The following is a 14,305-nucleotide window of genomic DNA, read 5'->3' on the forward strand; positions in this document are numbered from 1 at the left end:
CATGGTGGCTGTCGTGACCCCGCCCGCGCCGTCACCGCCGGCCGGGCCCCGCGTCGCCGCCCGGCCCTCCTGGGGCGGTTGGCGGCGCCGCTGGCCGCTGCTGCCGCTGGTCGCGACCGTCCTGCTGCCCGCCCTGCCCCAGGCGGCCTCCGGCGGGGGCGGCGGCCCGGCCGACGTGGCCTCCGGCCTCGCGGTGCTCGTGTGCCTGGGCCGGCTGCTTTACCTGCGGCAGCGTCCGCTGAGCGCTGCCGCCGCGCTGGTGCTGGGCCTGCCCGCCGTGGGCTTCGCGGTGGCCACGGTCACCGCGGCGGACCCGGCGGCGGCCCTGCCGGGGTTCGTCCGCTACCTCCAGGTCTTCGTCCTCGTACCGATCGCCGTGTGCCTTCTGCTGCGGGACGCGCACGGATTCCGGATCGTCGCCGGCTCGCTCGTGCTCCTGGCGGTCGTCCAGGGCGTCACGGGCGTCCATCAGTACGTCACCGGGACCGGTGCCTCGTACATGGGCGAGGACATCCGGGCGGTCGGCACCTTCGGGCCCAGCGACATCATGGGGATGGCGACCGTCGTGGCCTACGGACTGCTCGCCGCGGCGGCCGGCGCCCTGTGCACGCCGAGGAGCGCCCCGCCCTGGCTGCGGCCGTGCGCCGCCGTCCTCGCCGTCGCGCTGGTCGTGCCCCTGACGCTGTCGTTCAGCCGGGGCGTGTGGCTCGCCACGGCCGCCGCCGTCCTCGTCGCCCTGGCGCTCACCGGACGGCGGCAGGCGGTGACGTCGCTGGCCGTGCTGGGCGCGGCCGGGGTGGTGCTGGTCGGCGGGTTCGGCGTCGGCTCCGAGATGATCGCGGACCGGGCCGCCAGCGTGACCCGGGTGACCAGCACCCCGGACCGGTCGGTCAGCGACCGCTACGCGATGTGGAGCGCCGCGGGCGCGATGTGGCGGGAGCGGCCGGCGGCCGGGGTCGGCCTCAAGGGCTTCCCCGCCCACCGCGACGGGCACGCCTCCATCGGGCTCTCCTCCGGCAGCGACACGGCCGGGGCGGGCCAGGAGTTCCGCCGGCAGGCGCTCCTGTCCCCGCACAACATGTACCTCCTCGTCCTCGGCGAGCAGGGCCTCTTCGGCCTGACCGCGCTCCTCGGCAGCTGGGCGGCGATCCTGGCCGGGGCGGTCCGCCGGCTGTGCCTCGCCCGCTCGCGCGGACACACGGCGCTGGACTGCGGTCTGGCGGCGGTGGCCCTGATGACCTGGCAGAGCGTCAACTCCCTGTACGCGGACATCGGCGGGCCCACCACGGTGCTGAGCGGCGTCGTGCTGGGGCTGGCCGCCTGGTGGGCACTGGCCGGACCGGACCGGGTGAGCGCCGTATGAGCGACACCGGCACGGGGACGGAGGCCGAGGCGCGCACGGCCGCCGCCCCGCCGCTGCTCCCGGCCCCGGGGGCGGGCCCCGGAGGTCCCCCCTCCCCCGGCGGCGCGCCGGGGACGCACAGCGGCGAGGCGCCCCGGCTGGGGTCCTTCCTCGCCCGTGCGGCGGCGGCCACGGCGGTGCTGACCGTCCTGGGGGCCGCGCTCGGCCTGGTCCGGGACCAGGCCATCGCCCGGTACTTCGGCGCGAGCGACGCGAGCGACGCCTTCCTGATCGCCTGGACCGTGCCCGAGATGGCGGCGACGCTGCTGATCGAGGACGGTATGGCGCTCCTTCTCGTCCCCGCGTTCAGCCTCGCCCTGACCCGACGGGCGGCGACCGGAGAAGCGTCCGGCGGCGACCCCGTACGGGAGCTGGTGGCGGCCACGCTCCCCCGCCTGTTCCTCCTGCTCTTGGGCGGTGCGGCGCTGCTGATGGCGGGAGCCCCGTGGGTCGTGGGCGTGCTGGCCCCGGGCCTGGCCGATCCGCGACTCGCGGTGGACTGCACCCGGCTGACCGCGGTCACGGTCCTCACCTTCGGGATCACCGGCTACTTCAGCGCCGCGCTGCGCGCGCACCGCAGCTTCCTGCCGCCCGCGGGCGTCTATGTGGCGTACAACGCCGGCATCATCGGGATGACGCTGGCGCTGCACGCGGCGTGGGGGGTACGAGCGGCGGCGATGGGGGTCGCGGTCGGCAGCACACTGATGATCCTGACCCAGCTGCCGGTGTTCCTGCGGCTGGTGCCGGTCCGGCGGCCCCGGCTGCCGGGATTCGGGCGACCGGTGCGGCGGACCGCGCGGACCGCCGCACCGCTGCTCGGATTCGCGGTCCTGGCCCCCGTGGTCCTGTTCGTGGTGAGCCGTCAGTCCCAGGTGCTGGTGGAACGGTTCCTGGCCTCCACGCTGCCGGCGGGAGCGATCTCGCATCTGAACTACGCGCAGAAGGTCGCGCAGCTGCCGATGGTGCTGTCGCTGATGATCTGCACGGTGACCTTCCCGGTGGTCGCGCAGGCCGTGGCCGCCGGGGACCGCGAGAAGGCCCGGCTGCGGGTCGAGCGGGACCTGGCGCTGGCCGGGCTGGTGGTCCTGCTCGGTACGGCGGTCGTCCTCGGCTACGCGCCCCAGATCATCGAGGTGCTCTTCCAGCGCGGCGCGTTCGACGCCTCCGACACCGCGTCCACCGCCCGGGTCATGCGGGTGTACGCGCTGGGGCTGCTCGGCCACTGCCTGGTCGGCGCGCTGAGCCGGCCGTTCTTCTCGTCCGGGCGGCCCACCTGGTTCCCGGCGTTCGCGATGGGCACCGGGCTGCTGGTCACGATGGGGGCCGGGTACGCCCTGACCTACCGCTTCGGCGTGGACGGCATCGCGACCGCCAACGCGATCGGGATCAGCACGACGGCCCTGCTGCTCCTCATGGGCCTCGGCACCCGGGTGGTGCCGATCCGGACGCGGGCAGTGGCGCTCTCGCTGGGCCGGCTCGCCGGGGCGTCGCTGGTGGCGGGCGCGGCCGGCTGGGCGTGCGCTCCGCTCGTCCCCGGTCCGGTGTCGAGCCTGGCCGCCGGGTGCCTCCTCGTCCCCTCCGTGTTCTTCCTGACCGGGCTCGCCCTGCGCTCGCCCGAGGTCGCAAACCTACTGGCACTCACCCGACGGAGGTTCCTTGATGGCCGCTGACTCCCCGGCCCGTTGCGCCGACGCGCCCTCGTCCCGGCTCCGCCCGCACACCCGCCGGCAGCCGTGGATCCTCACGTACCACTCGGTGACGGACCCGAGCGACGATCCGTACGGCATCACCGTCTCCCCCGGGCGCCTCGACGAGCAGTTGTCCTGGCTGCGCAGCCGGCGGCTGACCGGGGTGGGGGTGTCCGAGTTGCTGCGCGCCAGGGACGCGGGGCGGCGCGGGCTGGTGGGGCTGACCTTCGACGACGGGTACGCGGACTTCCTCCACGAGGCGCTGCCGGTGCTGCGCAAGCACGGTTTCCGGGCGACGGTCTTCGTCCTGCCGGGCCGGCCGGGCGGCGTCAACGCGTGGGACCCGCTGGGTCCGCGCAAGCCGTTGCTCACCCACGCCGAGGTGCGGCGGGTCGCCGCCGCGGGCATGGAGGTCGGTTCGCACGGTCTGTACCACCAGGACCTGACGGAGCTGCCGGACGAGGAGCTGCACCGGGAGACCGCACGCAGCCGGGAGCTGATCGGCGACCTCACGGGGTCGCTCCCGGATGGCTTCTGCTACCCGTACGGCGTCCTCGACCGCCGGGTCACCCGGGCCGCTCGCACGGCGGGTTACGGCTACGCGTGCGCGCTGGCCCCCGGTCCGCTGCTCAGCCGGTTCGCTCTGCCCCGCACCCACATCAGCCAGGCGGACCGGGGGGTGCGCCTGTGGGCGAAGGACCTGCGGCACGGGCTGCGTCAGGTGGCTGCGCCCGGTGCGGGCGTCAGGGCCGCCGGACCGGTGCGGGCGGGCGGCCCGCGGTGAGGGCGCTGCACGTCATCACCGGGCTCGGGGTCGGCGGCGCCGAGCGGCAGTTGCGGCTGCTGCTGCGCCATCTGCCGGTGGAGTGCGATGTCGTGACGCTCACCAACCCGGGGGCGGTGGCCCGGGAGCTGCGGTCCGACGGGGTCCGGGTGACCCACCTCGGGATGCGCGGCAACCGGGACCTGTCGGCCGTCGGCAGACTGGCCCGGCTGATCCGCGACGGCCGCTACGACGTGGTCCACACGCATCTGTACCGGGCCTGTGTGTACGGCAGGGTCGCGGCCCGGCTCGCGGGGACGCGGGCCACCGTCGCGACCGAGCACTCCCTGGGGCGTGCCGAGATCGAGGGGCGCCCGCTCACCCGGTCCATCCGCGCCCTCTACCTCTCCACCGAACGGCTCGGCGCGGCGACCGTGGCCGTCTCCTCCACCGTGGCCGGCCGGCTGCGGGACTGGGGGGTGCCCGCCGACCGGATCCGGCTGGTGCCCAACGGCATCGACGCGGACAGATTCGGCTTCGACGCGGGGCGTCGGGCGTCCGTACGGGCGGGACTCGGCATCCCCGGCGAGGCGTTCGTCGTGGGCGGGGTCGGGCGGCTGGTGCCGGGCAAGCGGTTCGACGTGCTGATCCGCGCGGTCGCCGCCCTGCCGGAGGCCCGCCTGCTGCTGGCCGGTGACGGTCCGGAGGCCGGGGCGCTCCGTACGCTGGCCCTGCGCCTGGGGGCCGTGGACCGGATCCGGTTCCTCGGGGAGTGCGACGAGGACGGGGACGGTCCGGTCCCGGGTGTTCCGGCGCTGCTGAGCGCCGTGGACGCCTTCGTCTCCACCTCCCGCGAGGAGTCCTTCGGCCTGGCCGCCGTGGAGGCGCTCGCCGCCGGACTGCCCGTGCTCCACGACGCCTGCCCGGCCATCGACGACCTGCCCGCCTCCCACGCCCCGGGGGCCACCCGGATCGCCGGGAGCCCGGAGGAGCTGACGGCCCGGCTGAGGCAGCGGATACAGGCCCGCGCGGACCGGCGACCGCCGCCCCGGGCCGTCGGCCACTACGACATCAGGCGCAGCAGCGAGCGCCTGATGGACGTGTACGCGTACGCCCTCGACACCGCCCCACCGAACCGGAGAGCCCTTTCATGACCGAGTCACCCGAGCAGCGGCGGCACGTCGCCGTCCGTCGGCTGCGCACCGCCCTCACCCGGCTGCCCCACTGGTGGCCACTGCCCGTCTGCGTGCTGATCGGCACCGCGTCCGGGTTCTCGTACAGCGCGCTCGCCGCGCCCCGGTACGAGGCCACCAGCTACGCGATGGCGGTCGCCGAGGGGGAGACGGACCCCGCGGCGGCGTTGGGGTACGCCCAGTCGTACGGGCGGCTGACGACGAGCGACGCGACGCTCTCGTACGCGCGGGGCGCGGCCGGCGAGCCGGTGCGCGAACTGCGGTCCCACGTCCGCTCGGAGACCTCCCCCGACTCGCCGATGATCGCGGTGACGGGCACGTCCGAGGACCGGCACAGGGCGGCCGACATCGCGAACGCGGTCATCGAGGCCGTCATCGTGAGCAGCGGCCATGTCTCCGAGGACACCGGGGTGAAGCTGATCAAGTTCACCCACGCGATGACGCCGGACCAACCGGTCTCGCCGTCCGTGCCGCTGGGCACCGCCGTGGGGGCCGCCGCGGGCGGCCTGCTGGGCGGCCTCGTGCTGCTGGTCCGGCCGCGCCGGGCGGGCTGGAGCGTCTCGGCGCAGGTTCCCGGCCCGACGGCCGAGGGCGGCAACGTCGCCCAGGACGACCGGGAGCTCGTCCGATGACGGGGCGCCGGGCCGGCGGCCTCGCCGTGACGCTGTGCCGGGACTTCGGGGAGTTCGGCGCGCTCGCCGGGGAGTGGGACGCCCTGCACCGCCGTTGCGCCACCGCCACCCCGTTCCAGAGCCACGCCTGGCTGCGCTCGTGGTGGATCTCCTACGGTCAGGAGGGCCGGCTGCGGGTGCTGCTGGTCCGCCGCGCGGGGCGGCTGATCGGGGCGGCGCCGCTGATGCTGGTGCACCGCCCGATGCCGCTGCTCGTCCCGATGGGCGGGGCGATCTCCGACTTCTTCGACATCCTGGTGGACGAGGAGGAGGCCGGGTACGCGGTGGGGGCGCTGGGGCGCGGTCTGGACAGGGCGGCCCGGCACACCGTGGTGGACCTGCGGGAGGTCCGGCCGGACGCGTCGGCGCAGTTGCTGTTCGGGCGGTGGCCGGGGGCCCGGAGCCGCCTCGCGGACTCGACGTGCATGGAGCTGCCGGCCGAGCCGCTGGGCGGCCTCGTGACGCGGCTGACGGGCTCGCGGGGTCAGCGGCTGCGCTCCAAGCTGCGCAAGGTGGACGCCCTCGGCGTCGAGGTGCACCGGATCGCGAGGGAGGGGGTGCCGGCCGCGGTCGGCACCCTGCTGCGGCTGCACGAGAGGCAGTGGGAGGGCCGGGCGGTCAACCCGGAGCACCTGCGGGCGCGGTTCTCGGACCATCTGATCCGGTCGGTGGGACGGATGGTGGGGGACGGTACCGCGGCCATGACGGAGTTCCGGCTGAACGGCGAGGTGGTGGCGTCCAACCTGTCGTTGCAGTCCGGGCGTCTGACGGGCGGCTATCTGTACGGCGCGGATCCGGCGCTGCGCGAGCGGAAGGTCGACGTGTCGACGATGCTGCTGCGCGAGGTCGCCCAGCAGGCCGCGGACGGCGGGCGCGAGGTGCTGAGCCTGCTGCGCGGTGCGGAGCGGTACAAGAACCACTGGGGGCCGGTGCCGGTGGTCAACCAGCGGCTGCTGCTGGCCCGGCCGGGGCTCGAGCCGCTGCTGCGGTTGCGCGAGTCGCAGGTGGCGGTGCGGGAGCGGGCGGCGGAGACCGTGAAGGCGCGTTTCCCGGCGGCGCGGGACTGGCACGGGCGGGTGGCGGGGCTGCCGGTGATCGGCCGCTGACGCGCCGGGCGTACGCCGGACGGCGGTGTGGGAGACATCACCTGCGAGCTGATCCGTTACCGTCCGGCGTCTTTCGCGTTGTCAGGGAGTGCGGGCCGCGTGTCCGCAGCACACCCCCTTCTTTACAAGGAGTTCTCCATGTCTCGTATGACGAAGGTCGCCGCTGTCATGGCCGGCACCGGCGCCCTGATCGCCGGCGGCGCCGGCCTGGCGTCCGCGGACGCCGGTGCGCAGGGCCTCGCCGCCGCCTCCCCCGGCGTCGGTTCGGGCAACGTGGTCCAGGTCCCCGTGCACGTGCCGGTGAACGTCTGCGGCAACACGATCAACGTGATCGGCCTGCTGAACCCGGCCTTCGGCAACACCTGCGTCAACGCCGACGGCGGCCACCACGACAACGGGGGCTACGGCTACGGCCGCTGATCCCCCGCGCTGCCACCACGGCCGGCTCCCTCCTCACGGAGGGGGCCGGCCGTTCCCGCGTCGGGGCTCAGGCGTAGCGGTACAGCTTGCTGTGGTCGAGCAGTTTCCTCGGGGTCACGCCCCACGGAGGCATCGCCTCGTCGATGCCGAAGACGTAGTCGCGGTCCCGGCCGGGCGAGGCGGGCTTGCGTCCCGGCAGGTAGGCGGAGCGCGGATGGGCCTTGCGCCACCGGTCCCACAGCAGGTCGATGAAGGAGTGGTGGAGCCAGAACACCGGGTCCTCGGGGGAGGCGGCGCCCGCCATCGGGCCGCCGACCCACTGGTGGACCCGATTGTGGTTGCTCACCGTACGCACGCCCCGGATCCCCCACCCCTCGACGCGGTTGCGGAACCCCTCGGTGCTGATGCTGTTCCACGGCTCGGTGTCGTAGACGGGGTCCTTGAGCGCGCGGGCGACGTCGTCCTCGGTGGGGAGGGAGACCGGGTTGCGGCCCGGCCTGCCGAAGTTGCGCGTGAGGTAGCGCTCGTCGGTGACCCCGGCGCCGACGCTCCAGTTGCCCGCCCCGTAGGCGAACGCCCCGGTGGTGACCTGCCGGTCGCCGGGCCTGCCGTTGCCGCCGAGGAAGTCCTCCGCCCAGAGCGAGGACGTCGGCCTGTTGTCCTGGGTCCAGTCCCAGTACGGGACGCTGACGCCCGGGTCGACGCCCTGGAGCGCCTTCTCGAACTCCAGCAGGTACTGGCGGTGCCAGGGGAAGAACGAGGACGTCATGTGCGCCGGGCGCGGCCGCCGTTCGGTGTCCATGACGTAGTACTCCCGGTGCATGACGACGAAGTCGTCGTAGCGGCCCGAGCGCTTCAGTTTCAGGATCGCGTCGACGAGCCGGCGCTTCTCGGTGCGCGTGAGGTCGCGCTGGTTCTTGCGGGTGTACACCGGTGCTGGTCCTCCTGGTTCACATGCGGTGCGCGGGGGGCGAGAGCCTGGCGGTGCCGAGCTCGTCGACGGCTGCGCGGGCCGTCTCCAGCAGCGTCGGGTACGACTCGTAGTGCCGGACGTCGCTCAGGTAGGTGCCGTCCGCCCGCCTCATGACGTGCAGTGGTCTGCCGTCGACGCGGATCTCGGGGACCGGTTCGGCGGTGACTCCCACGCGGTCCTCGTCCGTGGCGCCGGCGGGGACGACGACCGTCGCCGTGCCCCGGATCTCCCGGCCCCGGTACATCTCGGCGAACTCTTCCGTCGTGGTTCCCGGCCCGCGCCCCGGGGCCGGGGCGGGACGGGCGGCGGCGGGCGGGTCGCGGTCGAGCAGCGGGAGCAGGGCGGCGGCGGTGCCCGTGGCCACGGCGGCCGTGAAGGCTCCGCGCAGGACGGTGCGGCGGGAGGGAACCCGGGTGCCGCCCGGTTTCGCGGGGGTGGAGCTCATGGATGACTGCCTGCCTCTCGTTAACTCGTCCGAGGTCCTTCTGATGGCGATGTTGACAACGAGGCGGCGGCGAAACAGTTCTCGTGCGTGCGGCGTACGGCGCACCCGCGGCGGTTCCGTTCCGTCAAACGCGTGAGCGTGCCGGGCCATCGGCGACGGCGGGCCGCGTCAAAAGGGCCCCGGCGGCCGACGGGCCGGACCATGGCCTGGCGAACCGTGGAGGTGATGGGCATGACCGTTCCGTACCAGCTGTCCGGGAACCGTGTGCTGCGCGCGGCGGACGTCGATCTGGCCGACCCGGCCTTCTGGCGGCTGCCGCGCCACGAGAGGCTCCGGGCCTTCGCCCTGCTGCGAGAGCTGGACGCCCCGGTGCTGTTCACTCCCCGGCCCGGCACCGCGCGGGTCTCCGGCAGGCCGTTCCACGCCCTGGTGCGCCATGCCGACGTACGGACCGCCAGCCGCACGCCCCAGGCGTTCGCGAGCGCCCCCGGGGTCACCACCCCGGAGCCGGCCGGCTGGGCGAAGGCGCTGTTCGGGAACTCGATGGTCAACATGGACGGATCCGAGCACGCGGCGCTGCGCCGGATCATCTCGCGGCGGTTCACCCCGAGGCTGCTGGCGGACGTCGAGGAGAACGTCGGCCGGCTCGCCGGGCGGCTGGTGGACGAGCTGATCGCCGAACGCCCCCGGGACTTCATGCCGTCGGCGGCCTCCCGGCTGCCGCTGGAGGTGATCTGCGACCTGATGGGCATTCCGCAGGCGTACCGGGCACGGATCGCGGGGCAGATCGACCACGCCTCGGAGCAGGTCGGCGTCGAGCGCCGGGGCCGGGCCCGGCTGCGGATTCCCGGCCGGGGGCTGGCGTCGCTGGCCCGGATGCAGGCCGTCATGGGGCGGCTCGCGCGGGAGCGTCGCCGCCACCCCGGGGACGACCTCGTCTCGGCGCTCGTGCGTGCGGACATCGACGGGGAGGCGCTGACCGGGCGGCAACTGGGCGCCTTCTTCTCCCTGCTGCTGGTGGCCGGGGTGGAGACGACCCGCAACGCCATCGCGCACGGGCTGTTCCTGCTCGACCGGCACCCGGAGCAGCGGGAGCTGCTGCGGTCCGACTTCGACCGGTACATCGGCGGCGCCGTCGACGAGATCGTCCGTCACTCGACGCCGATCATCCAGTTCCGCAGGACGGTCGTCGCCCCGTGCGCGCTGGGCGGCCGTACGTTCCTGCCGGGTGAGAGGGTCGCGCTCGTCTACGCGTCGGCCAATCGCGACGAGGCTGTTTTCACCCATCCGGACCGCTTCGACATCACCCGGTCGCCGAATCCCCATCTGGGATACGGCGGCGGAGGCCCGCACCACTGTCTGGGAGCGCATCTGGCCCGCCTCGAAATGACGGCTCTTTTTCGCGAACTGATCAACCGGCGCCCCGTCATGCGAAATCTGGGATATCCGGGACTGGTCGATTCGAATTTCGACAACCGCGTCGGCTCTCTGCCTTTCTCGTTCGGCCCCACATTCACCTGAACGGCACGCAGGAAACGCCGAATACGATAAATGGACTCCTGCGCGTGCCGCCGGGGCATGATGATGCAACTCTCTCCCTACCGGGCCGAACCGGCCGGAATTCACCGCAGCCAGGAGGAGCAATGCCGGCCAAGCGCCGTCTCATCGTTTCGTGCATCGCGGCGGCAGCCCTCAGCCTCCTGGCGGGTGGCGGCATCGCGGGTCAGTCGCCGCCGTCCAGCGATTCCGTCGACGGCGCCGCGCCCGGCCCGGCGGGGCCCGGGAGCCGCACGGCGCACGGCGCGTATCTGGACTACGGGCCCGCCGGGGTGAGCCGGATGGCCGAGCTGTCGCGCTGGCTCGGCGGCGCGGAGCTGCGGGTGGGGCACACCTATCTGCCGGGCGATCTGTGGGTGAACATCGAGGGCGCCCCCGAGTTCCTCTCCGCCTGGGCGGAGTGGAGACAGGCGGACCAGGACCGGATGTTCGTGCTGAACGTGCCGATGCTGGAACGCAACGAGGAGCGGGTCCCGGACGGCGAGGTCCGCACCCTGCTCCGGGCGGGCGCGGCCGGAGACCACGACCAGCACTTCACCCGGCTCGCGGAGCGCCTGGTGGACCTGGGGGTCCCGGACACCGTGATCGTGCTCGGCTGGGAGATGAACGGCACCACGTACACCCACCGGTGCGGTCCCGACCCCGTGTCCTGGAAGGCGTACTGGGAGCGGATCGTCACCGCGATGCGCGCGGTGCCCGGTCAGGAGTTCCGCTTCGACTTCACGCCGAGCCGGGGGCGGGACGCGGTGCCGTGGACCGAGTGCTACCCGGGCGACGACGTCGTCGACATCATCGGGATGGACTCCTACGACCAGCCGCCCGGCGAGACCTTCGACGACCAGATCAGCGATCCGTACGGGCTCCAGAAGCACGTCGACTTCGCCGCGGAGCACGGCAAGCCCATCTCGTTCCCGGAGTGGGGCCTCTTCCGCAACGGCGACAACCCCGAGTACATGCGGCGGATGCTGGAATGGATCGACCGGCACAAGCCGCTCTACCAGACGATCACGGACTACTGCCCGCACGGCGTCTGGCAGTGCGAGGGCAACCCCCGTTCCTCGCAGGTGTACCGGACGATGCTGAGCGAGATGGCCTCGCCCGCCGAGCCCGTGCCGGACCCGACACCGACTCCCACGCCGACTGCCGCTCCCACTGCGACATCCACACCGTCGGCGCCGGCGCCGACGGACCCGGCCCCGTCCCCGCCGGTGGCGCCCCCGCCGCCGGGGCCCGGGGCCCGGCCCACGGACAGATGGTGCGTCACCGTGCCGTTCGGCGGCTGGCTGGACCAGTGGTGGCGGGAGCGGGAGATCTGCTTCCCCTCCTGACCCGGACGCGGAAACGGCTCCGGCCCCGTGCGGGGACCGGAGCCGTCCACCCACACGGGTCCAGCGCGGGGAAGAGGGGCGAGCGACGCTTGCCACCACCTTCAACGCCGGCCCCTCCCGCCCCGTCACGCCGCCGAACGGGGGACAGCCGGCGCCCCCGCCGCGAGCGGCGCACCGGGCGCGGTCCGGGACGACGCGCGACCATGGAAACCTACAGAGGGTGGTGAGGTGCAATGGCATCCGCCGACGAGGGCTCCCCGGCGGAGCCCGGCCCGCTGCCCTCCGGGGGCGGGCCGGGCCCCGCCTCGCGGACGGCCGACGACGCGGCCGCGGTGATCGCCGGGGACGGCACGGTCATCGGCTGGACGCGCGGGGCCGAGGCGCTGCTCGGGTATCCGGCGGCCGAGGTGGTCGGCCGGTCCGCCGCTCCGCTGCTGGCGAACCCTCCCGACGCCCGGCGCACGGCCGCGGTGGCCGCCCACTGCCGGGCGGGCTCGGGGTGGAGCGGGCTGCTCTCCCTGCGGAACCGGGACGGCCGGCCGCTGGACGTCGACGTGCGGGCCACCGCCTCGTTCCTGGTCGCCGGGCGGGAGGGCTTCCTGGTCTCCGGACGGGAACTCACCCCCCGGTGGACGATGAGCGAGTCCGTGCTCGACGGCTTCCTGGCCCGGTCACCGGTCGGTATGGCCGTGCTGGACCCCGAGCTGCGCTACCTCTGGCTCAACGACACGCTGGAGCGGTTCGGGGGCGTGCCCCGGGAGCAGCGGCTGGGCCGCCGGCCGAGCGATGTGCTGCCGGGAGCAGCGGCTGGGCCGCCGGCCGAGCGATGTGCTGCCGGGAGCGCTGGCCGCGCCCATCGAGCGGCTGATGCGGCAGGTCCTGGCGTCCGGTGTGGCGATCACCGACTACGAGTACCTGGGCTGGAGCTGGTCCGATCCGCACCGACGGCGGGCGTACGCCAGCTCGTTCTTCCCGCTGGCCGACGCCCAGGACCGGCGGATCGGCATCGGATACATGGTCCTGGACGTGACGGACCGGTGGAGCGCGCGTCGGCTGCTCGCGCTCGTGAACGAGGCAGGAGCCAGTATCGGCAGCACCCTGGACGTGCAGCGCACGGCGCAGGAGCTCGCCGATTCGGCGGTGCCCCGGTTCGCCGACTTCGTCTTCGTGGATCTTCTGGAGACCCCCCTCGGCGGCGACCGGGCGGGAGCGGCGGCCCCGGCCGAGGGCGAGCGGCCGTCCATGCGCCGGGCGGGTCTGAGCTCGGTACGGGAGGGCTGCCCGGAGGCGGTCGTACGGGTCGGGGAGAAGGTCGACTTCGTGCCGCCGCCGCACGACGCGAACTTCCTCCTCGACGGCGATCCCGTCCTGCTCCCGGTGCTCGACCCGGACAGTCACGGGTGGACGGTCGAACAGCCCGCGCGGGCCGCCCGGCTCCGGGAGTTCGGCCTGCACTCGCTGATCTCCGTGCCGATGCGGGCGCGTGACACCGTGCTGGGGCTGACCACCTTCATGCGGTCGCGGAATCCGGTGCCCTTCGACGAGGACGACGTGGCGCCCGCCCGGGAGCTGGTGGCCCGCGCCGCCGTGTGCGTGGACAACGCCCGCCGCTACACCCGGGAGCACACCGCGGCGCTGGTGCTCCAGCGGAGCCTGCTGCCGCACACCCTGCGCGGCGGGACGGCGCTGGACGTGGCGTCGTCGTATCTTCCGGCGGACGCCAAGGACGGGGTCGGCGGTGACTGGTTCGACGTGATCCCGCTGTCCGGCGGCCGCGTCGGCCTGGTGATCGGTGATGTCGTCGGGCACGGTATCGGGGCCGCCGCCACCATGGGCCGGCTGCGGACCGCCGTACAGACGCTGGCCGACATGGATCTCGCCCCGGACGAGCTGCTGGCCCGCCTGGACGATCTCGTGCTGCGGCTGAGCGAGGAGGAACGTACGGGAGTTCCGGCGGAGCGGGGCGGCACGACGGTGGTGGGGGCCACCTGTCTGTACGCGGTCTACGACCCGGCCAACGGCTGCTGCACGATGGCGCGGGCCGGTCACCCGCCGCCGGTGGTGGTCACGCCGGACCACACGGCCAGCTTCCCCGACCTGCCCGCCGGGCCGCCTCTGGGACTGGGCGGGCTGCCCTTCGAGTCCCTGGAGATCGAGCTGCCCGAGGGAAGCCTCCTCGGCCTCTACACCGACGGGCTGGTCGAGGGCGCCGACAAGGACATCGAGAGCGGGATGGGCCGGCTGGGCCGGGCGGTGTCCCGGACCGGGCTGCCGCTGGAGGACCTGTGTCCGGCGGTGGTCAGGGAACTGCTGCCCGTCCCGCAGCCGGACGACATCGCGCTGCTCCTCGCCCGGACGCACGTCCTGAGCCCCGAGCACCTGGTTTCGTGGGATGTGCCGGTGGACCCCGCGGCGGTCGGGGAGACCCGGGCGAAGGTCTCCCGCCAGTTGGAGGTCTGGGGGCTGGCGGAGCTGTCGATGACGACGGAACTGATCGTCAGCGAGCTGGTGACCAACGCGATCCGGTACGCCTCCGGGCCGGTGCGGCTGCGGCTGCTGTTCCAGTCGACGCTGACGTGCGAGGTGTCCGACGCCAGCAACACGTCACCGCGGCTGCGGCACGCCAGGACGACGGACGAGGGAGGACGCGGGCTGTTCCTCGTCGCTCAGCTCGCCCACCGCTGGGGCACGCGGTACACCAACCGGGGGAAGATCATCTGGGCCGAGCAGCCCCTTCCCTGAGTCCGTCCCGGGCCGGG

At 74.1% G+C, this 14,305-nt stretch carries 11 protein-coding genes and 1 pseudogene; 10 read left to right on the forward strand and 2 right to left on the reverse strand.

Features of this window, described 5'->3' with window-relative positions; translation table 11 throughout:
- The first annotated feature begins 1 nt into the window (after position 1).
- From ACIQMU_RS26425 to ACIQMU_RS26455, 7 genes are all read left to right on the forward strand, one after another.
- A complete protein-coding gene (locus ACIQMU_RS26425; protein WP_402689845.1) occupies positions 2 to 1,363 on the forward strand; it encodes an O-antigen ligase family protein in 1,362 nt (453 codons plus the stop codon).
- Entirely contained in the window at positions 1,360 to 3,072 is a 1,713-nt protein-coding gene (gene murJ, locus ACIQMU_RS26430) for a murein biosynthesis integral membrane protein MurJ (protein ID WP_402689846.1), read from the forward strand. Before ACIQMU_RS26425 ends, murJ begins: the two co-directional genes overlap by 4 nt.
- On the forward strand, positions 3,062 to 3,874 hold the full coding sequence (locus tag ACIQMU_RS26435; RefSeq protein WP_352242669.1) for a polysaccharide deacetylase family protein: 813 nt from the start codon (positions 3,062 to 3,064) through the stop codon (positions 3,872 to 3,874). Before murJ ends, ACIQMU_RS26435 begins: the two co-directional genes overlap by 11 nt.
- Complete coding sequence (locus ACIQMU_RS26440; RefSeq protein ID WP_352242668.1) at positions 3,871 to 5,007, forward strand: glycosyltransferase; 1,137 nt, start codon at positions 3,871 to 3,873, stop codon at positions 5,005 to 5,007. Before ACIQMU_RS26435 ends, ACIQMU_RS26440 begins: the two co-directional genes overlap by 4 nt.
- Complete coding sequence (locus ACIQMU_RS26445) at positions 5,004 to 5,678, forward strand: lipopolysaccharide biosynthesis protein (protein ID WP_352242667.1); 675 nt, start codon at positions 5,004 to 5,006, stop codon at positions 5,676 to 5,678. Before ACIQMU_RS26440 ends, ACIQMU_RS26445 begins: the two co-directional genes overlap by 4 nt.
- Positions 5,675 to 6,823 carry a GNAT family N-acetyltransferase gene (locus tag ACIQMU_RS26450; protein ID WP_352242666.1) on the forward strand — a complete coding sequence of 383 codons (1,149 nt, stop codon included), beginning with the start codon at positions 5,675 to 5,677 and terminating at the stop codon, positions 6,821 to 6,823. Before ACIQMU_RS26445 ends, ACIQMU_RS26450 begins: the two co-directional genes overlap by 4 nt.
- 138 nt (positions 6,824 to 6,961) lie before the next feature.
- Positions 6,962 to 7,243: a chaplin gene (locus ACIQMU_RS26455; RefSeq protein WP_352242665.1), complete on the forward strand. Its 282-nt coding sequence runs from the start codon at positions 6,962 to 6,964 to the stop codon at positions 7,241 to 7,243.
- A gap of 67 nt (positions 7,244 to 7,310) precedes the next feature.
- Here ACIQMU_RS26455 and ACIQMU_RS26460 read toward each other — a convergent pair whose 3' ends face one another.
- Positions 7,311 to 8,174 (reverse strand): tyrosinase family protein, encoded by an 864-nt coding sequence (locus ACIQMU_RS26460; RefSeq protein WP_352242664.1) that lies wholly within the window; start codon positions 8,172 to 8,174, stop codon positions 7,311 to 7,313.
- Positions 8,175 to 8,193: 19 nt separating this feature from the next.
- Positions 8,194 to 8,661, reverse strand: coding sequence for a tyrosinase family oxidase copper chaperone (locus tag ACIQMU_RS26465; protein ID WP_402689847.1), 468 nt, complete (start codon positions 8,659 to 8,661; stop codon positions 8,194 to 8,196).
- A 231-nt stretch (positions 8,662 to 8,892) separates the two neighbouring features.
- Here ACIQMU_RS26465 and ACIQMU_RS26470 point away from each other — a divergent pair, with 231 nt between their 5' ends.
- From ACIQMU_RS26470 to ACIQMU_RS26480, 3 genes and pseudogenes are all read left to right on the forward strand, one after another.
- A complete protein-coding gene (locus tag ACIQMU_RS26470; protein WP_402689877.1) occupies positions 8,893 to 10,182 on the forward strand; it encodes a cytochrome P450 in 1,290 nt (429 codons plus the stop codon).
- Between the two features lie 122 nt (positions 10,183 to 10,304).
- Complete coding sequence (locus tag ACIQMU_RS26475) at positions 10,305 to 11,546, forward strand: glycosyl hydrolase (protein ID WP_352242662.1); 1,242 nt, start codon at positions 10,305 to 10,307, stop codon at positions 11,544 to 11,546.
- A gap of 233 nt (positions 11,547 to 11,779) precedes the next feature.
- Positions 11,780 to 14,288, forward strand: a pseudogene (locus tag ACIQMU_RS26480) (SpoIIE family protein phosphatase).
- Positions 14,289 to 14,305 lie beyond the last annotated feature (17 nt).

This window comes from Streptomyces sp. NPDC091649 (assembly GCF_044756785.1).
GTDB lineage: Bacteria > Actinomycetota > Actinomycetes > Streptomycetales > Streptomycetaceae > Streptomyces.

Coding starts and splice junctions, on each gene's coding strand:
- ACIQMU_RS26445 (WP_352242667.1), top strand. CDS start 5,004: ATGACCGAGTCACCCGAGCAGCGGCGGCACGTCGCCGTCCGTCGGCTG.
- ACIQMU_RS26435 (WP_352242669.1), top strand. CDS start 3,062: ATGGCCGCTGACTCCCCGGCCCGTTGCGCCGACGCGCCCTCGTCCCGG.
- ACIQMU_RS26470 (WP_402689877.1), top strand. CDS start 8,893: ATGACCGTTCCGTACCAGCTGTCCGGGAACCGTGTGCTGCGCGCGGCG.
- murJ (WP_402689846.1), top strand. CDS start 1,360: ATGAGCGACACCGGCACGGGGACGGAGGCCGAGGCGCGCACGGCCGCC.
- ACIQMU_RS26475 (WP_352242662.1), top strand. CDS start 10,305: ATGCCGGCCAAGCGCCGTCTCATCGTTTCGTGCATCGCGGCGGCAGCC.
- ACIQMU_RS26465 (WP_402689847.1), bottom strand. CDS start 8,661: ATGAGCTCCACCCCCGCGAAACCGGGCGGCACCCGGGTTCCCTCCCGC.
- ACIQMU_RS26450 (WP_352242666.1), top strand. CDS start 5,675: ATGACGGGGCGCCGGGCCGGCGGCCTCGCCGTGACGCTGTGCCGGGAC.
- ACIQMU_RS26455 (WP_352242665.1), top strand. CDS start 6,962: ATGTCTCGTATGACGAAGGTCGCCGCTGTCATGGCCGGCACCGGCGCC.
- ACIQMU_RS26425 (WP_402689845.1), top strand. CDS start 2: ATGGTGGCTGTCGTGACCCCGCCCGCGCCGTCACCGCCGGCCGGGCCC.